This is a genomic window from Rhodococcus sp. CH91, assembly GCF_022554085.1.
GTDB lineage: Bacteria > Actinomycetota > Actinomycetes > Mycobacteriales > Mycobacteriaceae > Rhodococcus.
Genome location: NZ_JAKFYR010000002.1, coordinates 107,692 through 127,789, shown reverse-complemented (window position 1 = coordinate 127,789; position 20,098 = coordinate 107,692). Strand labels below are relative to the sequence as shown.

The 20,098-nt window shown below is 67.4% G+C and carries 18 protein-coding genes and 2 tRNA genes; 4 read left to right on the top strand and 16 right to left on the bottom strand.

The window, feature by feature from the left end; genetic code table 11:
• Nucleotides 1-8: 8 nt before the first annotated feature.
• From MOM01_RS04205 to MOM01_RS04175, 7 genes are all read right to left on the bottom strand, one after another.
• Entirely contained in the window at nucleotides 9-1,187 is a 1,179-nt protein-coding gene (locus MOM01_RS04205; protein WP_241384153.1) for an alpha/beta hydrolase family protein, read from the bottom strand.
• 18 nt (nucleotides 1,188-1,205) lie between these two features.
• The gene (locus tag MOM01_RS04200; protein WP_241384152.1) at nucleotides 1,206-1,994 is read right to left on the bottom strand and encodes an SDR family NAD(P)-dependent oxidoreductase; all 789 of its coding nucleotides are present in this window, start codon (nucleotides 1,992-1,994) and stop codon (nucleotides 1,206-1,208) included.
• 43 nt (nucleotides 1,995-2,037) lie between these two features.
• Complete coding sequence (locus tag MOM01_RS04195) at nucleotides 2,038-2,694, bottom strand: PaaI family thioesterase (RefSeq protein ID WP_241384151.1); 657 nt, start codon at nucleotides 2,692-2,694, stop codon at nucleotides 2,038-2,040.
• Complete coding sequence (locus tag MOM01_RS04190) at nucleotides 2,691-3,560, bottom strand: MaoC/PaaZ C-terminal domain-containing protein (protein WP_241384150.1); 870 nt, start codon at nucleotides 3,558-3,560, stop codon at nucleotides 2,691-2,693. Before MOM01_RS04190 ends, MOM01_RS04195 begins: the two co-directional genes overlap by 4 nt.
• A gap of 6 nt (nucleotides 3,561-3,566) precedes the next feature.
• Nucleotides 3,567-5,756 carry an acyl-CoA dehydrogenase gene (locus MOM01_RS04185; protein WP_241384149.1) on the bottom strand — a complete coding sequence of 730 codons (2,190 nt, stop codon included), beginning with the start codon at nucleotides 5,754-5,756 and terminating at the stop codon, nucleotides 3,567-3,569.
• Between the two features lie 31 nt (nucleotides 5,757-5,787).
• Nucleotides 5,788-6,951, bottom strand: a complete 1,164-nt coding sequence (locus tag MOM01_RS04180) for a steroid 3-ketoacyl-CoA thiolase (protein ID WP_241384148.1) — start codon at nucleotides 6,949-6,951, stop codon at nucleotides 5,788-5,790.
• A 135-nt stretch (nucleotides 6,952-7,086) separates the two neighbouring features.
• Nucleotides 7,087-7,704 carry a TetR family transcriptional regulator gene (locus MOM01_RS04175; RefSeq protein ID WP_241384147.1) on the bottom strand — a complete coding sequence of 206 codons (618 nt, stop codon included), beginning with the start codon at nucleotides 7,702-7,704 and terminating at the stop codon, nucleotides 7,087-7,089.
• Nucleotides 7,705-7,908: 204 nt separating this feature from the next.
• Here MOM01_RS04175 and MOM01_RS04170 point away from each other — a divergent pair, with 204 nt between their 5' ends.
• Both MOM01_RS04170 and MOM01_RS04165 read left to right on the top strand, forming a co-directional pair.
• Entirely contained in the window at nucleotides 7,909-8,829 is a 921-nt protein-coding gene (locus MOM01_RS04170) for a 3-oxoacyl-ACP reductase (RefSeq protein ID WP_241384146.1), read from the top strand.
• Nucleotides 8,830-8,864: 35 nt separating this feature from the next.
• On the top strand, nucleotides 8,865-9,608 hold the full coding sequence (locus tag MOM01_RS04165; protein ID WP_241384145.1) for an SDR family NAD(P)-dependent oxidoreductase: 744 nt from the start codon (nucleotides 8,865-8,867) through the stop codon (nucleotides 9,606-9,608).
• Between the two features lie 85 nt (nucleotides 9,609-9,693).
• Here the strand turns inward: MOM01_RS04165 and MOM01_RS04160 are convergent, their stop codons facing one another.
• From MOM01_RS04160 to MOM01_RS04120, 9 genes are all read right to left on the bottom strand, one after another.
• A complete protein-coding gene (locus MOM01_RS04160; RefSeq protein ID WP_241384144.1) occupies nucleotides 9,694-10,794 on the bottom strand; it encodes a DUF7064 domain-containing protein in 1,101 nt (366 codons plus the stop codon).
• 4 nt (nucleotides 10,795-10,798) lie between these two features.
• Nucleotides 10,799-10,981 (bottom strand): hypothetical protein, encoded by a 183-nt coding sequence (locus MOM01_RS04155; RefSeq protein ID WP_241384143.1) that lies wholly within the window; start codon nucleotides 10,979-10,981, stop codon nucleotides 10,799-10,801.
• The gene (locus tag MOM01_RS04150; RefSeq protein WP_241384142.1) at nucleotides 10,969-11,598 is read right to left on the bottom strand and encodes a phosphotransferase family protein; all 630 of its coding nucleotides are present in this window, start codon (nucleotides 11,596-11,598) and stop codon (nucleotides 10,969-10,971) included. The genes MOM01_RS04155 and MOM01_RS04150 overlap by 13 nt, the downstream gene beginning before the upstream one ends.
• A gap of 57 nt (nucleotides 11,599-11,655) precedes the next feature.
• Nucleotides 11,656-13,248, bottom strand: coding sequence for an acyl-CoA synthetase (locus tag MOM01_RS04145; RefSeq protein ID WP_241384141.1), 1,593 nt, complete (start codon nucleotides 13,246-13,248; stop codon nucleotides 11,656-11,658).
• A gap of 174 nt (nucleotides 13,249-13,422) precedes the next feature.
• A complete protein-coding gene (gene clpX / locus MOM01_RS04140) occupies nucleotides 13,423-14,700 on the bottom strand; it encodes an ATP-dependent Clp protease ATP-binding subunit ClpX (protein WP_241384140.1) in 1,278 nt (425 codons plus the stop codon).
• A 231-nt stretch (nucleotides 14,701-14,931) separates the two neighbouring features.
• Entirely contained in the window at nucleotides 14,932-15,594 is a 663-nt protein-coding gene (locus MOM01_RS04135) for an ATP-dependent Clp protease proteolytic subunit (RefSeq protein WP_241384139.1), read from the bottom strand.
• 45 nt (nucleotides 15,595-15,639) lie between these two features.
• Nucleotides 15,640-16,266 carry an ATP-dependent Clp protease proteolytic subunit gene (locus MOM01_RS04130; protein WP_308196961.1) on the bottom strand — a complete coding sequence of 209 codons (627 nt, stop codon included), beginning with the start codon at nucleotides 16,264-16,266 and terminating at the stop codon, nucleotides 15,640-15,642.
• Between the two features lie 143 nt (nucleotides 16,267-16,409).
• Nucleotides 16,410-17,780 (bottom strand): trigger factor, encoded by a 1,371-nt coding sequence (gene tig / locus MOM01_RS04125; protein ID WP_241384137.1) that lies wholly within the window; start codon nucleotides 17,778-17,780, stop codon nucleotides 16,410-16,412.
• A 72-nt stretch (nucleotides 17,781-17,852) separates the two neighbouring features.
• Nucleotides 17,853-17,929: transfer RNA gene (locus MOM01_RS04120), tRNA-Pro, on the bottom strand.
• Nucleotides 17,930-18,070: 141 nt separating this feature from the next.
• Between MOM01_RS04120 and MOM01_RS04115 the strand changes: the two genes are divergently transcribed.
• Nucleotides 18,071-18,144: transfer RNA gene (locus MOM01_RS04115), tRNA-Gly, on the top strand.
• 636 nt (nucleotides 18,145-18,780) lie between these two features.
• Nucleotides 18,781-20,022 carry a carboxylate-amine ligase gene (locus tag MOM01_RS04110; protein WP_241384136.1) on the top strand — a complete coding sequence of 414 codons (1,242 nt, stop codon included), beginning with the start codon at nucleotides 18,781-18,783 and terminating at the stop codon, nucleotides 20,020-20,022.
• Nucleotides 20,023-20,098 lie beyond the last annotated feature (76 nt).

Below are 20,098 nucleotides of genomic sequence, written 5' to 3'. Positions count from 1 at the left end.
CTGCGAGGTCAGCCGCACGTCCCCTCCTGCGGGGCGCCCGCGCGTACTCCGTCGACGAACGCCCGCACGTCGTCGAAGGACTCCTCGAGCACCGCGCGGTGATCGGCTCCCTCGTACACCCGGTAGGTCAGGTCGGCGCCGTTGCCGCACAGCGCAGCCGTCACCTCGTCGGTGATCGCACGCGAGACCAGCACATCCTCGGTTCCCTGCACGACGAGCGTGGGCACCGACAGCGCGAGGGCTTCGAGTTCCTGACCGGCGTAGTACTCACGAAGCGCATCGAGGTCGGCATCCGGTGCGAACACCCGGTCCACCGGGACCGACGCCGCCGCTTCACGGATGTCGTCCATGCATCCGGTACGCGCGGCGTCGAGCAGGGGGCGCGATTCCTCCGTGAGCATCGCGTCGGCGTCGAGGGCCGGATCCGCAGCCTGCGCCCCGAGCAGCAGGACGGGCAGGAAGCTCAGCGCCGGACCGATCGCAGGACCGGCGGTCGCGTAGAACTCGGCCGTCTCACTGGTCCGGCTTCCCGGAGCGAGAGCGATCGCCCCCTGCAGGTCGAGTTCCGGGGCGCGTTCCTCCCCGCGTGCCGCCGCGTACAGTGCGGCGTGCCCACCCTGGCTGTGCCCCATCGAGACCCAACGGTTCCCGATGGCAGGATCGAGTTCCCTGGCGGCACGCACGATGTCGACGACGCTGTCGGCCGCGCTCTCTCCGTTCATGTACGGGTGGCCGCCCGGAGTGCCGAGGCCTTCGTAGTCGGTCTGGACCACTGCGTAACCGTCCGCGACCCAGCGGTCCAGCATGGCGGTCGTCCTCCCGACATAGGAGTGGGCCGGCCCGCCGGGTGAGTCGGCCGAGGGCGCACAGGCATCCCCCACCCCCGTGGTGCCGTGCGCCCAGCTGATCACGGGCCAGCCGTCCTCGGGTGCGTCTCCGTCCGGGATCGCGACGGTGCCGGAGACGAGGACGGGGCGCCGGTCCGCCCCCTCCGACAGATAGGTGATCAGATGCGTCCGTGATGCGCTGGGAAGCGCCGCCGTGCCGGTGAGGGGGCGGTCGGTGACCAGCGACCCGGGGCCACCGGCCGTCTCCTCGGCGCCGCCGGTGGCAGAGCAGGATGTGATGCCGAGCATCGAGACCGCGGCGACCGCTGCTGCCACGCGCCGGGAAGTGCGAGAGATCATGGATCCTCCGTAGGGATCTCAGTCGACATCCGGCGCCCATTGCACGCCGTTGATGTGGCTACCGCCGTCGACGAACAGCGTGTTGCCGGTGAGATAACGCGAGTCGTCGCTCGCGAGGAAGGCCGCGACGGTACCGATGTCCTCGAGCGGGTCACCGATACGGCCCATCGGGTTCGCCGCGGCCTGCGTCGCCGCCATCTGCGGGTCGGCTTCCGCGACCCGCTGATAGGCCGCGCTCTGCGCACCGGGGCAGATCACGTTGCAGCACACCTGTGCCGGCGCCCATTCCCGGGCCGCGGTACGCGTCATGCTGCGCAACGCTTCTTTCGCGGCGTTGTACGCCACCGAGTACATGTGGGCATTGACACCGTTGAGGCTGCACATGTTGATCACACGGCCGGTCCCGTGCCGGGCGAGCTCCGGATAGGCACGCTGCATCGCCTGGAAGGCCGCCATCACGGCCATGTCGAAACCCGCCTGCATGCTCTCTTCGGACGTCGCCTCCATCCGCGCGAATCCCAGTGAGCGCCAGGCATTGTTGACCAGGATGTCGAGACGGCCGAACTCGGCTGCGGCCGAATCCACCATCGCGTGCACCTGTTCACGATCGGTGACGTCGGTCGGCACGAAATGCGCCCGCACACCCCACCGGTCGGTGAGCCATCGCGCGGTGTCCACACCCGCCGCCTCGTCCACTTCGGCGACCACGACGCTCGCGCCCTCACGGGCGAGCGCGCCTGCGACTCCCCGGCCGATTCCCATCCCGGCTCCGGTGACGATTGCCACCCGTCCGTCCAGCTTCCCCATGCCAGTGTCCTCTCCCGAATCCGACGAGTGCGCGGTGCGATCGTCAACGAGGACGGGGAACCGTCTTGTCGATGAAGAGCGCCTCGACCGACACGCACACCGTGCCGTCCGCGGTCCTGATCTCTCCGACCGTGTCGATCTTCCGGCCGTTCTGCTCGACCAGGCGGCCCGAGATCGTCAACGGTTCGAACAGCGGGGTCGGACGGTGATAACGGACGTTGAGCTGGGCGGTGGCTCCGCTGCGCCCGGCCCACGCGTTCGCCACGCCCAGGGTGTGGTCGAGCAGAAGCGCGGAGACACCACCGTGTACGTGCCCGGGAGGACCCTGATAGGGGAAGGTCAGTTCCACGACGCCTTCCACCGATCCGTCCTCACGTCCGGCGAGCACCAGCGGTGGCGCGAGCGCGTTCTCCGGGCCTGTGACGGGGTCGTGCCGCGTGACGCCTTCCCCGTGCCACATGTCGATCAAGCGTTCCTCCACCTCGGGAGCGTGCTCTTCGAGATGTTCGGCGATGCTGTCGAGTTCTTCCGCGACCCGCTCGAGATTCGCGTTGGCGCGATCCGTGCGCAACAGCGCGTCCACCACACGTCGTGCGGCGGCGGTCGCGCGGTCGACGGCGGTGTCCTGCGGTGCCGAGGTCAGTACCGTGCCGTCGGGCGCGGTGCCGACCGTGGGGTGGACGTTCGGATCGACCTTCATCGGACCTCCATCGTGGCGTGGGTGAGCACCGGCTGCCCGTCACGTTCGGGGCAGGTGGCGAGCAGCGTGAGCGTGTCGCGGTCGCGCCACACGGCGGTCTCGATCGTCTCGCCCGGATACAGCGAGCCGGCGAATCGCACCGAGAACGACCGGACGCGTGTGGGATCTCCGTCCAGCAGACCGTCGACGACGGCCTTGCACACGACACCGTACGACGCGAGGCCGTGCAGAATCGGACGATCGAAACCGGCCGCCCGAGCGAACTCGGGATCGGCGTGGAGCGGGTTCATGTCGGCGCTGAGCCGGTACACCAGCGCCTGCTGCGTGCTCGTGGGCGAGACGAGGATCGCGTCGGCCTCCCGCTCGGGGACCCCGTGCGGCGCCTCGGGGCCGGGCCGACCGCCGAAACCACCCTCGCCACGCGCCCAGATCTGCATCGCGTTGGTCCACAACCGGTTTCCCTCGGAGTCCGTCGCGGACTGCTCGAGCACGATCACCGCCGCCTTGCCCTTGTCCCACACGTCGGCGATGCGCGAGGAGATCGTCGCGGTGCCCGATACCGGGATCGGGGCGTGCACCCTGACGGACTGACCGCCGTGGAGGATCCGGCGCAGGTCGATGTCGATGCCCGGCAGGTTCAGTCCGGCCGGCGTCACCGCCCCGGCCGAGATCCCCTGCCCCGCGACCATCGAGAAGGTCGGCAGGACCTGCAGGTCCTTCTCGTAGACCCACCGCAGTTCAGCAGGATTCAGCGAGTCGGCACCCGCGCCCAGGCCGAGGTGGTACAGCATCACGTCACGTTCGGTCCACACGGCCTCACGCAGAGTGGGGGCGGCGGACAGCGCGATATGCGGATCGATGGGCACGGGCGCTCACTTTCCGGGTTCGGGATCGCGGGGCAGACCGAGGATCCGCTCTCCGATGATGTTCAGCTGGACATTGGTCGTTCCACCGGCGATCGACATGCACTGCACGTTGAGGAACATGTGCGTCGCCGAGCTGCGATCCCCGTTGTCGACCAACGACGCCGGGCCGGCCCACTCCATCGCGAGCTCCCAGACCTGCTGGATGTGCTCGACTCCGAGCAGTTTGGAGACGGAGGACTCGGCGCCCGGTTGGGCACCGGACAGTGAGCGGAGAGCGGTACGCAGGCCCATGAGGCCACCGGACGCGGCATCACCGAGCACCTTGCCGAGCACGGTGAGCTGTTCGTCGTCCGGACCGCCGGGGGTGGTGCGTGCAATCGCCATCAGGGCTTCGCATCCCGCCCCGAAGGTCGAGTCGTGCGAGAGCGAGACGCGCTCGTTGGCGAGGGTGGTACGGGCGAGTTTCCATCCGTCGCCGGGCTGACCGACGAGGCATTCGTCGGGCACGAACACGTCGTCGAGGAACACCTCGTTGAACAGGGCTTCACCGGTGATCTCACGCAGGGGCCGGATGTCGAGGCCTGGGGTGTTCCTGATATCGATCAGGAAGTAGGACAGTCCTTTGTGCTTGGGTGCCTCCGTGTCGGTGCGGGCGAGGCAGATACCCCAGTCCGCGACACGCGCCATGGACGTCCACACCTTCTGGCCGTCGAGCTTCCATCCGCCCTCCACCTTGACCGCCTTGGTCGACAGTCCGGCGAGGTCGGAACCGGCCCCCGGTTCGGAGAAGAGCTGGCACCACACGATCTCACCACGCAGTGACTGCGGGACGAACCGCTCGATCTGCTCGGCGCTGCCGTGCGCGATGAGGGTCGGTACCACCCAGTTGCCGATGATCATGTCGTGCGGTTCCAGCTCCGCAGCCCGCAGTTCCTCGGCGATGACGAGCTGGGTGACGGCGTCGGCGGCCTTGCCCCACGGTTCGGGCAGGTGCGGGGTGGTGTATCCCTTCTCCGCCAGGTACACCTTCCGCTTCTCCGGCTCGAGGGCCAGTGCCGGTTCGAGCTCGGCGCGGACCTCCTCCCGGATCCGTTCCGCCTCGGCCGGCAGCTCGACGCTCAGTACCCGGCGGGCACCGTCGAGGGTGAGGCGGGCGACCCGGCGGCGCCAGGACGCCGTGGAACCCAGCAGGATTCGGAGGGATTGCGCGCGACGCATGTACAGATGGGCGTCGTGCTCCCAGGTGTACCCGATGCCCCCGAGAACCTGGATGCAGTTCTTGGTGACCTGGACGGCCGCATCCGGTGCGATCGATGCTGCGACGGACACGGCGAGTGATGCCTCGTCGACCGGGACATCCTCCCCCAGTGCTCGCGCCGCGTCCCATGCCACGACCCGGCTCTGTTCGGTGAGGCACAGCATCCGGGCGACGGTGTGCTTGACACCCTGGAACTGCCCGATGACGCGACCGAACTGCTTGCGCACCCGCGCGTAGTCCGCGGCGGTCGTGGTGGCCCAGTCCGCGAGACCGGCCGCCTCCGCCGCGAACAGGGTCGCCGCGATATCGACGACCCGGCGCGCATCGAGCGTCAGCACGTCGTCGGCGGCCGGTTCCAGTGCGCTCACGGTAATCTCGGCGTTGCGCCGGACCACGTCGTAGCTCGGCAGATTCGTGACCTCGAGATCGTCGCGGGTGAGGACGACGAAGACCCGCTCGCCGTCGTCGTCGGCCGCGAGCAGGAACAGGTCGGCCACCTGACCGCCGAGGACGGCACCCGAGGTGCCCGAGAGGCGGACCGCGCCGCTCTCGCGAACGATCCGCAGTCCCCCCGGTTCGAGGGACACCGCCCCGAGGAGCGAACCGTCCGCGAGCCCGTCGAGTCCGGTGCGACGACCCGCCTCGTTCAGGACGGCCGAGACGATCACGGTCGGGAGAAACGGTCCGGGCACCATCGCGCGCCCGAGTTCCTCTGCGACGATCGCGGTTTCGAGCAGGCCGAAGCCCGCACCGCCGACGTCCTCGGGCAGGTGCAGTCCCAGCATGCCGAGCTCGGCCAGCGAACCCCAGTAGCGGGGACGGGATTCCGCCTCCGCCTCCACGGCGGCGCGGATCACTTCGGGCGTCGCGTGGCGCGCCGCCCAGCCGCGCACGGAATCGCGGAGCTCGCGGTCCTCGTCACTCAATCCCAGAGTCATGAACGGGTCCTTTGCTGGAAGTATGCCGACGTCAGATGCGCTCGATGATGGTGGCGGTGGCCATCGCGCCACCCGCGCACATGGTGACCAGAGCCGTCGAACGGTTCGAGCGCTCGAGTTCGTGCAGGGCACTGGTGATCAGCCGCGATCCGGTGGAACCGACCGGGTGGCCGAGCGCGATGGCCCCACCGTTGACGTTGACCTTGCTCATGTCGGCTCCGTGGACCTGGGCCCAGGACAGCACGACGGATGCGAAGGCCTCGTTGATCTCGACGATGTCGATGTCCGACAACGACATTCCGGTACGGTCGAGCACCGCGCGGGTCGCGTCGATCGGGCCGTCGAGGTGGTAGTACGGGTCGGAGCCGATCAGGGTGGACGCAAGGATCCGGGCCCGGGGCCGCAGACCTTCCTTACGCGCCGCGTCCTCGCTCATCAGCAACACCGCGGCCGCACCGTCGCTGACCTGCGAGGAGTTGCCGGCGGTGTGGATTCCGTCCTCGAGCACCGGTCGAAGACCGGCGAGGCCCTCCGCGGTGGTCTCCCGCAGACCCCCGTCGCGGGTGACGGTGGCCGTCTCACCGGTCGGCTCGCCTTCCTTGGTCACCACGGGCGCCTGGACAGGCACGATCTCGCGATCGAAGCGGCCCTCGGCCCATGCGGCCGCGGCGCGCTTCTGCGACTCGAGCCCGAAGGCGTCGACGTCATCGCGCTTGATTCCGCGCTTGGCGGCGATGCGCTCGGCGGAGGTGAACTGGTCCCCCATATCGATCGTCCAGTCGTCCGGGTAGGGATTGCCGGTACCCGGCGCGTTGGCCTGACCGAGGAAGACGCGGCTCATGACCTCGACACCACAGCCGATGCCGGCGTCGATCTGGCCGGAGGCGATCAAACCGGCCACCATGTGGACGGCCTGCTGCGACGAGCTGCACGCACAGTCGATGGTGGTCGCCGCGGTCGTGTACGGAAGACCCGCGTGGAGCCAGGCCTGCCGCGTCACGTTGTTGGACTGCTCCCCGGCCTGGGTGACGGCGCCCCCGACGAGCTGGCCGACGCGGTCGGCGGGCAGCCCGGTGCGGTCGAGAACGGCCTTCTGAGCGGCGCCCAGCAACACCGCGGGGTGTACCCCGGCCAGCTGGCCGCGGCGGCGGCCGATCGGTGTCCGTGCAGCCTCCACGATGACGACGTTGCTCATGCCCACTCCCAGCTCTCCGGCGATATTGAAATTTATTCTATTGAGACCCGCGGCGGTTTCCCGTGCCGTCCCACCGAGCGGGACCGGCCTTGCGGACGGCGCACCGGCGGGTGCGTCACACAGGAGGTTTCCGGATCAGCGCGAACCGGCGGACAGATCGACGAGCAGCAGGTCGCAGGCGACACGCAGATCGGATTCGATCTCCGGGATCGACGTCCGGCTGTTGAGTGCGGATTGGACGAGACCGAACCACAGCGCCACCACCAATCGCACCACCGTCGCGTCACGAACCGTCGGTTCCGTGACCCCCGCTGCGGCGAGGAGCAACCGGTCGAAGTGCTGATCGATCTTCGCCACGTCGGGAATGGTCGCGGCGTTCGAGGACGCGGCGGACTGGATCATCGCGTTCGCCAGCAACGGCGTGCGCACGAGAGCGCGGGTGGCCTGCAGCAAGGCCTCGTAGACGGCATCGGCGGGCGAGGCGGCCTGCTGCGAGCGCTTCGAGAGATGGAGGCCCATTCGATCGATCTGGTCGACCATCACCGCGACGAACAGGTGGGTCTTGGACGGGAAATAGCGGTAGAGAGTGCCGATGGCGACGCCGGCAAGTTTGGCGACCTCGTGCATCTGGACCCGCTCGAGCTCCTTCTCCGAACCGAGTTGCGCTGCCGCGCCGACGATCCTCTCGTAGCGCGCGTGCTGCTCCGCCGAACTCGGCTCCGCCGCGTCCCGCGCCTCCGCAAGTCTCGGCATGTTCTCGTCCTCCCCTTCGTGGCCGTTCGGCACCTCGGCCGCCGTCGGCGACGAACGTTCCAGGCGGTGCGTGCAGTAGCCCGTCCGATCCCGCCCAGCGGGATCTCTCCGCCGACCGGATCGCACAGCGGCCCAGACTAGAATGAATACTAATTCCGCCGCGGTGCGGTGACGAACCGTGGGCAACCGAACAGGAGACCTTCCATGGGTGAATCCCTGAGTCTGACCGGGCGTGCTGCCGTCGTGACCGGTGCGGGTGCCGGTCTGGGCCGCGCCGAGGCCCTCTCGCTCGCGGAGGCCGGCGCGGCAGTCGTCGTCAACGACATGGGCGAGGCGGCACATCGGGTCGCGGAGGAGATCGTCGCGGCCGGAGGGCAGGCGATCGCCGTCACCGGAGACGTATCCGACTGGTCTCTCGGAGGCCGCCTCGTCGAGGCGTCCCTCGAGGCATTCGGTTCCTTCGACATCCTCGTCAACAACGCGGGCATCATCCGCGACAAGATGATCTTCAACCTGACCGAATCCGACTGGGACGACGTGATCCGCGTTCACCTCAAGGGGCACGCGGCCACCTCGCACGCCGCAGCGGTGCACTGGCGCCAGGCGAGCAAGGCCGCCGGAGGCCCGGTCTACGGCCGCATCGTCAACACGTCGTCGGAGGCCTTCCTCTTCGGTTCCGCCGGACAGCCGAACTATTCGGCCGCGAAGGCCGGGATCACCGCGCTGACACTGTCCACGGCGCAGGGCCTGGCCCGCTACGGCGTCACCGCCAATGCGATCTGCCCCCGGGCCCGCACCGCGATGACCGCGGAGGCGTTCGGCGAGGCCGACGCGACGACCGGGCTCGACCCGCTCGCTCCCGAACGCGTCGGCACGCTGGTCAGCTATCTCGCCTCCCCCGCCTCGGCAGAGATCACCGGGCAGGTGTTCGTGGTGTACGGCAAGATGGTCGCGCTCATGGCCGCACCGAAGGTCGAGAACCGCTTCGATGCCGCAGGCTCCGCGTTCACGGTGGAGGAGCTCGACCAGCAGCTCTCGCCGTACTTCACCGGCCGGGGCCCGTACGAGACGTACGCTGCATACAGCATCGCAGAACTCGAAAAGGTCGCCCTGGCCGTCGATTGATCGCACGACACCGCGATCCACGAAGGGAGCCCGATATGAGACTCGCAGGGAAGGTGGCCATCGTCACCGGCGGCGCCGGAGGCATCGGCCGCGGCATCGTCAGAGCATTCGTGGAGGAAGGTGCCCAGGTCCTGTTCGTCGATATCGACCCGGCTGCGGGTGAGGCGCTCGAGGCCGAGCTCGGCGGAGCAGGAAAGTTCCTCCGGGTGGACATCTCCGACGAATCGAGCGCCGAGACGATCGTCGCGGCCGCGGTCGAACAGTTCGGAAAGCTCGACATCCTCGTCAACAACGCGCATGCGTCCAGACAGGCACCGCTGCTGGAGACCACCCAGGAGATGCTCGACCTGTCGTTCGGGACAGGTTTCTATCCGACCTTCCGCTTGATGAAGGCGGCACACGCCCAGCTCGCCGAGAACCAGGGGTCGGTGATCAACTTCGCATCCGGGGCCGGGATCGACGGTAGTCCGACGCAGGCCTCGTACGCCGCGGCGAAGGAAGCGATCCGCGCGATCAGCCGGGTGGCCGCGAACGAGTGGGCTCCGGAGAACATCAACGTCAACATCATCTCCCCCCTGGCGTTGACCGAGGGCGTCCAGGCGTACATCGAGGCGAATCCCGGAATCGAGGAGGCGCTGCTGGCGAAGACCCCGATGCACCGCTTCGGCGACCCGCAGGCCGATATCGGTCGTGTGGCGGTGTTTCTCGCCAGCAAGGACGCCTCCTACATCACCGGCCAGACCCTGATGGTCGACGGTGGGACGGTCAAATTGCGCTGACCGCGGCCCGTCGACCCGGATCGCGTGTACGCCTCCGGCCCCGGACATCGTCGTCCGGGGCCGGAGGCGTTCTCGTCACCTGCACCTACGGTGCCATGTCCGTCCAGCCGACGAAGCCGGAAGGATCGTGACGCCCCATGGCCGCGTGCTCGAACATCCCCCATCCGACCCGGCCGTCGACGGTCGCCTTCGCGATGTGATCGATCGTCGGGTACGGCAACCGGCCGCGGAACTCGTCGCTGGTGGTGTCCACCACCGACGAGGACGACCAATTCTCCCCACGCCATTCCCCGTGGGTCCATTCGGGATCGCCACCGTATCCGACGCCGTGGCTCAGGGACATGAAACCGAGGTTCTCGATATCCACGACGAGCGGTTCTCCCGTCGGCGTGGTGAGATGGATGCGCGCGGTTTCGGGGTGCCGAGTTCCGCTGCGGTAGTTCACCTCCAGACGAGGCCAGCCGAGCTGTTCGACACGGCCGTCGGCGAACACGCGCGTCGCGTGGTTCAGGGTGCGGTATCCGTCGGACGTTTCCTGGACGATCACGGCAAGGGCGAAATCGTCGAATCTCAGTGGCACATACGTCCAGTAGTGCCCACCCCGGTTCTCGTAGGTCCAGCGTCCTTGCGGCTCCGGCTCCCCCACCGGCCTGATGCCCCACGAACGGTCGCGCGTTCCCATCCAGACGTCCGGGTCGACGGTGAAGTCCTCGCCCTGGACGGTCAGGTTGCCCGACCAGCTACCCACCTGCGCGAAGCGTGACGCGTCGAGGATCGGCCGTGGACCCGACATCAGCACGTGCGCCTCCTCGAGCACGGCCGGGAACGATCCCTCCCAGGTGAGATCGCAGGACAGCTCGTCGTGTTCACAGATCACGCGGATCTTCTGCAGGGGTTCGACGACCTCGAGACGGTATCCCCCGACGGCGCTCTCCGTGGACCGCTCGCCGAGCGCATCGGAGAAACGCACCGCCACTTGGCGATCACCGTTCCGTACCGTGACGAAGGCATCGACGACGCTCAGGTTCGGGTAGATCCCGAAACCGGTGATGAGAAAGATCCCGCCTGTGCGATCGTGTGCGTTGAAATAGTTGCGGTCGTAGAAATTGCGGTCCGTGGACGCCACCCGGCCCATCGAGAGCGGCGACTTATGTACCGGATATTCGTCGAGCAGAGCGGGTTTCATCGGGTTACTTCTCCCAGTCGTAGGATTCGTCGAGCACACGTTCGAGCATGTCGCGATGGAGTACGTAGGCGTCCGGATCGTCGTGGGCGTCTACCTCACCGAAGTGGATACGCCGACGTTCGACCTGCGACATGACGATGCCGTGCCGCAGCGCGGCATACACGAGATAGAAGTTCAGGTCACGCACCTCGACGCCTGTGATCCTCTCGTATTCCGCCACCACCTCCGAGCACCGGAGGAATTCGGGCAGGCCGGGAAACGAGAACTGTTCGGCGATCTCCTGGAACATGCGGTGGAACAGATGAACCAGCCGAGATCGACCTCTCGCGGCGCGAGCGCGGCCGACTCCCAGTCGAGCACCGCGACCGGCGTCGTGCCGTCGTACATGATGTTCCCGATCCGGGCGTCGCCCCAGCACAGCACATCGGGGGACGGTTCGGTGGGCCAGTGGGCTTCGAGCCATTCGAACGCCTTCTCCAGCAGAGGGATACGAAGACCGTCGTCGCGGCGCGTCCATTCGTAGTAGGCGCGTTCGTTCTCGAAATGACCGCGCAGCCCCGACAGCACGCTCCCGGCGAGCGACAGGATCCGCGAGGCCGGGTTCTCGATCGCATGGATCTCGGCCAGAACCCGGACGCTGGCCCTGCCCAGCGCCGCGCGCTCGTCGTCGTTCGTCTCGTAGAGCCATCCACCGAAGACGTAGGGCGGATTGTCTACCGGCACCGCGCCTTCTGCGCGTTCCATGACGAGGAAGGGCCGGCCGAGCGGGCCGGAGGCGGGCTCCACCCATCGGACTGCAGGCACCGGTACAGCACTGTGTTCACCGATCGGGACCACGCGCAGTGCGGACGCCGGCTCGCACTAACGGGCGGACTCGAGTGTCGCCTTCGCCCATCGGTAGTCGGCCTTGCCCGCAGGGGAACGCACGATGCGGTCCACGCCGACCACCATCCGCGGAACCTTGTACCGGGCGATGAGACCGGCGACGTGATCGGCGAGTTCGTCGACGCCGGGAAGTTCGTGCCCCTCGCGCGGCTGGACCACCGCACCGACGCGCTGGCCGTATCGCTCGTCCTCGACGCCGGCTACGAGCACATCCATCACGGCGGGATGACTCTTCATCGCCATCTCCACCTCCTCGGGGAAGACCTTCTCCCCTCCGGTGTTGATGCAGACCGATCCGCGACCCAGCAGGACTATCGTGCCGTCCTCCTCGACGCGCGCCATGTCCCCGAGAACCGACATGCGCACACCGTCGACGACCGGGAACGTGGCCGCGGTCTTCTCCGGGTCGCCCCAATAGCCGAGCGGTACGTGGCCGGCGCGGGCGATGTAGCCGATCTCGCCCGAGCCCGGTTCGATCGGACGCAAACGCTCGTCGACGACTCGCACGGTGGGCTTCGGAGCGATACGCATCGAGCCGTCCTCACCGATCGCCAGATCACCGTCCACACCCGACTCCGACGAACCGAAACCGTCGCGCACCATCACATTCGGGAGCAGGGCGGACAACTGCTCGCGTACGGTGCGGGAGAACAACGCCCCACCGGAACCCACCACGAACAGGGAGCTCAGGTCGTAGTCGCTGCCGTGCTCGGCGATCGCGTCGGCCAGCGGACGCGCCATCGCGTCGCCGACGACGGTCATCGTCATCACCCGCTCGCGCTCGATGACGGCCAGCACCTCGAGCGGATCGAATCCGCGCACCAGCACCTGCGCCGTCCCGAGACAGAAGGCACTGAACATGCTGTACATGGCAGCACCGTGGATGAGCGGCGCGGTGAGCATCCACGTCATCTCCGGGATGTGCGGGACGGCCGTCGCCACCGCGGCGGCGTCGGCATGGGGCTCGCCGTACGGATTGCCGCCCGACAATGCCGCGTGGAAGAAGTCTCCGTGCCGCCACATCACCCCCTTCGGAAGGCCTGTCGTGCCCCCGGTGTAGATGATGAACAGGTCGTCGTCGCTGCGGGCAGGAAAGTCACGTTCGGTGGATTCGCCGGACGTCGCCTTGTGGAAGTCGACGACGCTCACCTCTCCCCATTCCGCCTCGGCGGCCGGACCGACGGTGACGACGTGTCGCACCGTCGGCGTCCGTGGCAACACCGCGGTGGTGGCGCCGGCGAACTCTCCGTCGGCGATCACGGCGACGAGTTCCGCATTGGCGAACAGGTAGGCAAGTTCCGCATCGACGTACCGGAAGTTGATGTTGATCGGAACCGCACGGATCTTCAGGCACGCGAGCAGCGACTCGACGTACTCCGTGCTGTTGCGCATGTACAGCCCGACGTGATCCCCCGCCCGCACACCCGCAGCGGCCAGATGATGGGCGAGACGATTCGAACCGGCATCGAGTTCGCGGTAGGTGAGCCGCTCGTCCCCGCACACGATCGCCGTACGCTCGGGCACGGCGTCGACGATCGCTTCGAACAGGTCTGCGAGGTTCAGCGACATCGAGATTCCTTCCGACACAGTGGCATGAGGTGCGGCCAAGGTGCCATCTATCACATCACGTGACCTGCACCACTCCCGCTGAGTGAGATCGGAATGGATCACACCCGGTGCCGGAACGACGGACGCCCCGGTGCGTCTCGCACCGGGGCGTCCGGATGTATCTCCGCCTTCGGGTCAGGCGCTCTTGTCGCGACGCTCCCGATCGGGCTTGCGCGGCACGATGGTCGGGAGAACGTTGTCGTTCACGGTCTCGGCCGTCACGACGACCTTGGCGACATCGTCGCGGCTCGGGATGTCGTACATCACCGGCAGCAGCACTTCCTCCATGATCGCCCGCAACCCACGAGCGCCGGTGCCACGGAGAATCGCCTGGTCGGCAACGGCTTCCAGACCGTCCTGCGTGAACTCGAGCTCGACACCGTCCATGTCGAACAACCGCACGTACTGCTTGACGAGCGCGTTCTTCGGCTCGGACAGGATCTGCACCAGCGAATCCTTGTCGAGGTTGGTCACCGACGCGAGAATCGGCAGGCGACCGATGAATTCGGGGATCAGACCGAACTTGATCAGGTCCTCGGGCATGACGTCGGCGAAATGGTCGGTGGTGTCGATCTCGGCCTTCGAACGCACCTCCGCGCCGAATCCGATGCCGCGCTTACCGACCCGGTCGGACACGATCTTCTCGAGTCCCGCGAACGCACCGGCGACGATGAACAGCACGTTCGTCGTGTCGATCTGGATGAACTCCTGGTGGGGGTGCTTGCGACCGCCCTGCGGAGGAACCGAGGCCTGGGTGCCTTCGAGGATCTTCAGCAGCGCCTGCTGCACGCCTTCACCCGAGACGTCGCGGGTGATCGACGGGTTCTCGCTCTTGCGGGCGATCTTGTCGACCTCGTCGATGTAGATGATGCCCGTCTCGGCACGCTTGACGTCGTAGTCGGCGGCCTGGATGAGCTTGAGGAGAATGTTCTCGACGTCCTCACCGACGTAACCCGCTTCGGTCAGCGCAGTGGCGTCGGCGATCGCGAAGGGCACGTTGAGCATCTTCGCGAGCGTCTGCGCGAGGTAGGTCTTCCCGCAGCCGGTGGGCCCGAGCAACAGGATGTTGGACTTGGCGAGCTCGACCGTTTCACCACGCGAGTCGCGGGCCTTGTCGCCGGCCTGGATTCGCTTGTAGTGGTTGTAGACCGCTACCGCCAGCGTGCGCTTGGCGGCGTCCTGGCCGATCACGTAGTTGTCGAGGAAGTCCCGGATCTCGGCGGGCTTGGGCAGTTCGTCGAGCTTGACCTCGCTGGTCTCGGCGAGTTCCTCTTCGATGATCTCGTTGCAGAGATCGATGCACTCGTCGCAGATGTAGACACCGGGGCCCGCAATGAGCTTCTTGACCTGCTTCTGACTCTTTCCGCAGAAGGAGCACTTGAGCAGATCTCCGCCGTCACCGATACGTGCCATCAGTCAGGTCCCTACTTCCTCGTGTGCGTGCAACCGATCCCGCGACCACCGCACGAGGCGGTCCCGGGGAGCGGGCCCTTTGATCGACCGTACCCGGATCCCGGCGCACAGGTCGACTGGTTCAGCGCGTTTCGGGTCATATTTGTACAGCACGGCATGTGCCGGCGATCACAGTCCCGAAGGCGGCGGTCCCGGGGAGCAGTGCGCCCTCCCGGGACCGCCGGTGCCGACCTATTTCTGCGCCGAGAGCTTCCGGTACTCGAGAACCCGGTCGATCAAGCCGTACTCGACGGCCTGTTCCGCCGTGAGGATCTTGTCGCGATCGGTGTCCTTGCGGATCTGCTCCGGATCCTTGCCGGTGTGCTTCGCGAGCGTCGTCTCCATGAGGCTCCGCATACGCTCGATCTCCGCCGCCTGGATCTCGAGGTCGGAGACCTGCCCCTGAATGCCGCCGGTAGCGGGCTGATGGATCAGCACACGCGCGTTCGGCAGCGCGAGACGCTTTCCGGGGGTGCCGGCAGCCAGCAGCACGGCCGCAGCGGACGCCGCCTGGCCGAGGCACACCGTCGTGATGTCGGCGCGCACGTACTGCATGGTGTCGTAGATCGCCATGAGAGAGGTGAACGAACCGCCCGGCGAGTTGATGTACATCGTGATGTCGCGGTCGGGATCGAGCGATTCGAGCACGAGCAGCTGTGCCATCACGTCGTTGGCGGACGCGTCGTCCACCTGGACGCCGAGGAAGATGATGCGCTCCTCGAACAGCTTGTTGTAGGGATTGGATTCCTTCACGCCGTAGCTCGAGTGCTCGATGAACGACGGAAGGATGTAGCGGCTCGCGGGCGAGGCGGGGGCGGCGCCGCCGAGCTGGCGCGGATCGAACATGTTGGTCATCGCTTCTCCAAGAATTCGGTGGTGTAGGGGCGGATCGGCCGGGACCTAGTTGCCGGTGCCGCCGGCCTGCTGCGCCCGGGACACGACGTGGTCGACGAAGCCGTATTCGAGCGCCTGCTGCGCCGTGAACCAACGGTCGCGGTCGGAGTCCTTGGTGATCTGCTCCACCGTCTGGCCCGTGTGCTCGGCGATGAGCTCGGCCATCTCACGCTTGGTGTGCGCGAACTGCTCCGCCATGATCGCGATGTCGCTCGCCGTACCACCGATGCCCGCGGACGGCTGGTGCATCATGATCCGCGCGTGCGGGAGGGCGTAGCGCTTGCCCCGAGTGCCGGCCGACAGCAGGAACTGGCCCATCGACGCGGCCAGACCCATCGCGAAGGTCGCGACATCGCATTCGACGAACTGCATCGTGTCGTAGATCGCCATGCCGGCGGTGACCGAACCGCCCGGCGAGTTGATGTACAGCGAGATGTCGCGGGTGGGGTCCTCGGCCGACAGCAGAAGGATCTGCGCGCACAGCTTGTTCGCGATGTCGTCGTCGACCTGGGTGCCCAGGAAGATGATGCGCTCACGGAGCAGGCGTTCGTACACCGAGTCGCTGAGGTTCAGCCCAGCGGTGGCCGAGGTCATCGTCGGTCCGATGGATGTCGCCGGATTCTGAGGAGTCACGGGTACCTGCCTTCTCGTCGATCGTGGATTGCTGACACTGACACTAACCAAAGGGGGCGGCACCGGATGCCCGGTGCCGCCCCTCTTCGCTCAAAGCGGAAATTCGAATGTGCTCACCTTCGAAGATCCGCAGGGTCTTCCGACTACTCGGAGGACGCGTCCTCGGAGTTCTCCTCCGCGGCGTCGTCGTCCTTCTTGGTGCCGAACAGCTCGCTGGTGTCGACCGTCGCGCCGGTGGTGTCGGTGACGGTCGCCCGGTCGACCACGGCGCCCAGGGCCTTACCGCGACGCACGTCGGCGAAGACGGCGCCGAGCTGGTTGGCCTGGCTGATCTGCTGGATGAACTGCTCCGGCGGGATGCCGTAGCGCTGCGCCTGGAAGAAGATGCGCTCGCTCAGCTCCTGCTGCTCGACCGTGGTGCCCTCCGCCTCGGCGATCGCGTCGAGGAGAAGCTGGGTCTTGACCGACCGCTCGGCGGACTCGCGCGCCTCCTTGTCGAACTCCTCACGGCTCGAACCCTGCGCCTCGAGAAGCTCGTTCAGCTTGCTCTCGTCGTGATCGAGTTCGTGGACGGCGTCGTGCAGAGCACTGTCGACCTCGGCCTGGACGGCCGCCTCGGGAACCGGGATCTCGACGGTCTCGAGAAGCGCCTCGAGCACCTTGTCGCGGATCTGTCCGGCCTGCTCGACCTGCTTGACGCGCTCGACCCGCTCACGAAGGTCTGCTTCGAGCTCACCGATCGTGTCGAACTCGCTCGCGAGCTGAGCGAACTCGTCGTCGGCCTCGGGGAGCTCACGCTGCTTGACGGTGTTGACCTTGACGGTGACGACGGCTTCCTTGCCGGCGTACTCACCGGCGAGCAGCGTGGAGGTGAACTCCTTGGACTCGCCGGCGGACAGGCCGATGATCGCCTCGTCCAGGCCGTCGATGAGCTGGCCGGAGCCGACCTCGTGCGACAGCCCCTCGGTGGCGGCTTCGGGAACCTCGTTGCCGTCGACCGTCGCGGACAGGTCGATGGAGACGAAGTCGCCGTCCTGGACCGGCCGCTCGACACCCGTCAGGGTGCCGAAGCGCTGACGCAGCGACAGCATCTGCTCGGCGATGTCCTCGTCGGTGATCTCGACCGGATCGACGGTCACCGAGATCTCGGAGAAGTCCGGGAGGGTGATCTCGGGGCGGACGTCGACCTCGGCGGTGAAGGCCAGTTCGACGTTGTCCTCGAGTTTGGTGACATCGATCTCGGGCTGGCTGATGACCTTGACATCGTTCGCGGTCACAGCCTCGGTGTAGCGGCTCTGGATGGCTTCGTTGATCACCTGATCCAGAACGGCGCCGCGGCCGATGCGAGCCTCGAGGATCTTGCGGGGAGCCTTACCGGGACGGAAACCCGGGATGCGGACCTGGCCGGCCAGGGCCTGGAAAGCGCGGTCGAAATCAGGCTGGAGCTCCTCGAAGGGCACCTCAACATTGATACGGACTCGCGTCGGGCTCAGCTGCTCGACGGTGCTCTTCACGGACGTGCTCCTTCTGTCGTGCTCTCTTGTCGGTCGTTCGTTCACTACTGAGCGCGCTGACGCCGTTCGATCTGGTCGGGATGACAGGATTCGAACCTGCGACCCTCCGCTCCCAAAGCGGATGCGCTACCAAGCTGCGCCACATCCCGGTCGTGAAGGCACCCGCAGACAACCTCGGGGACCCACCGCAGAATCCTACGGCCCCCCGATTATGAAATCCAAAGCGAGGTCCGGTACAGTCTCCCTCGCAAGCCGCGACACCGGTTGATCACCGGCGCCGCAGCCCCAACGGGGATGTAGCTCAATGGTAGAGCCCCAGTCTTCCAAACTGGCTACGCGGGTTCGATTCCCGTCATCCCCTCCACCGCGATGCGGGGCCCCACCGGGGTCGGCATCGCAACGTACACCCGCCGAGCGTGCATTGCACCGGCGGGTGTTCGTCGTTTCGGGGCCGCTACGAGCGGCATCGATTCCCGGAGCGCCTGGACACACCGCCCCGGCCGGTGACATCATGCGGACACGGTTGAGAAGCAGCCACCACGAGTCGTTCGGTGCGACCTCGGCTGCCGTCCACCCCGATCCACGCTCCTCCGGTTCCCTGCCGGTCGGCGTGTCACGCGCCGGATTCGACGACCATGTGGGCTCCCACTGCGGTGTACCGTCGCGTCCCGACCGATGCGACCCCCGACCGGTGGGTCGTCCGGCGTGACACCGCAGGGGGGTGTCGAAGCGTCGGCATCGTCCCACCTCGGGCCGGCCGGAACCTGATACCGGCTCCGGCCGGCCCTCTTCACCCGGCACCTGTGGTCGATCGACGACGACCTCGCCCGCTCGTCCGGGGCATCTTCGATCGCGAAGGGCGATAATCTGTTCCGTGCGGCCCGGACGCGATCCGCCAGGATCGTCGTCCGCGTCGCACAGGACAGGTCGGTCGAGAAGGCGCTGCGTCACCCGACGGCGCCCGCCCGTACCGAAGCGCCTCACGAGCAGGGAGGCGACGATGACTCGGCGCCCGATACCGGCTTCGTTCGTACCCGCGCCGGTCACGAACTCCCGGACCGCGAACATCACGTCCGAGGATTCCGGCCCGACCGTGGGAGTCGAGGAGGAGTTCTTCCTCGTCGCCCCCACTGCGGATCGACTCACCGAGAGCAACGACCTGGTCGTGACGTCGGCACGGCAGCTCGGAGCCCGCATCGACTACGAACTCAAGCGCATCCAGATCGAAGTCGATACACCGGTCTGCCGTACGGCGACGGACCTCCGGGCCCATATCCTCGCGGGCCGGGCCGCCGCCGCGGCCGTGGCCCTGCAACACCGGATGGGTGTACTCGCATCCGGGGCATCCCCGACGGTCCAGCGGCTCGCGGCCGTCACCGACCTGGCCCGCTACCGCACGATGGCCGACCGGTACGGACGACTGGTCGCCGAGCAGGAGGTCTGCGGCTGTCACGTCCACGTCGGCGTGGCAGATCCTGAGATCGCGATCCAGGTGTGCAACCACGTCCGGCTGTGGTTGCCGATCCTGCTGGCGTCGACGGCCAACTCACCCCTCCACCGCGGCCACGACACCGGATACGCGAGCTGGCGGTCGATCATCGCCGGCCGGTGGCCGTGCTCCGGCCCTCCGCCGCGATTCACGTCGGCGGCGCACTACGACACCGTCGTCGCGATGATGATCGACAGCGGCAACATCCTCGATGTGGGCATGGTCTATTGGGACGTGCGCCCCTCCGCCCACCTGCCGACAGTGGAGGTGCGGGTGAGCGATGTGCCCGCCTCCGCCGACGAGACGATCCTCCTGGCGACCATCGTCCGGGCACTCGTCGCGACCTGCGAACGGCAGGTCCGGGCCGGTGTGCCCGCTCCCCCGGTCACCGACGAGGTACTTCGCGCCGCCTATCTGTGCGCGGCGCGGGAAGGAGCGACCGGCCGCGCGATCGACGTGTTCACGGGGCGGACCACGACCGCACGGCACGCCTTCCGCGGCCTGCTCCGGTACATACGGCCGCAACTCGAGGACACGGGCGACTATCGGCGCACGCTGAAGATGTCGGCGAAGGTCTTCGACCGCGGCACCGGAGCGGTACTGCAGCGGCGCGCCTTCGAACGGCGCCACGACACCGCCGACGTCGTCGACGCGCTGACGCGGCAATTCGTCGCGGAACCGTGGACCCACACGCTCTCCGGCGGCACGCGTCAGGCGCCGGACGCCCATCCGTCCCGGTCCACGAACGCGTGACGGTCCCGGCCGGTCCCCTGAGGCCGTCGTTTGCCTGCTTCCGCTCCGGGTATCCGCGACCACACGAGCCCACGAC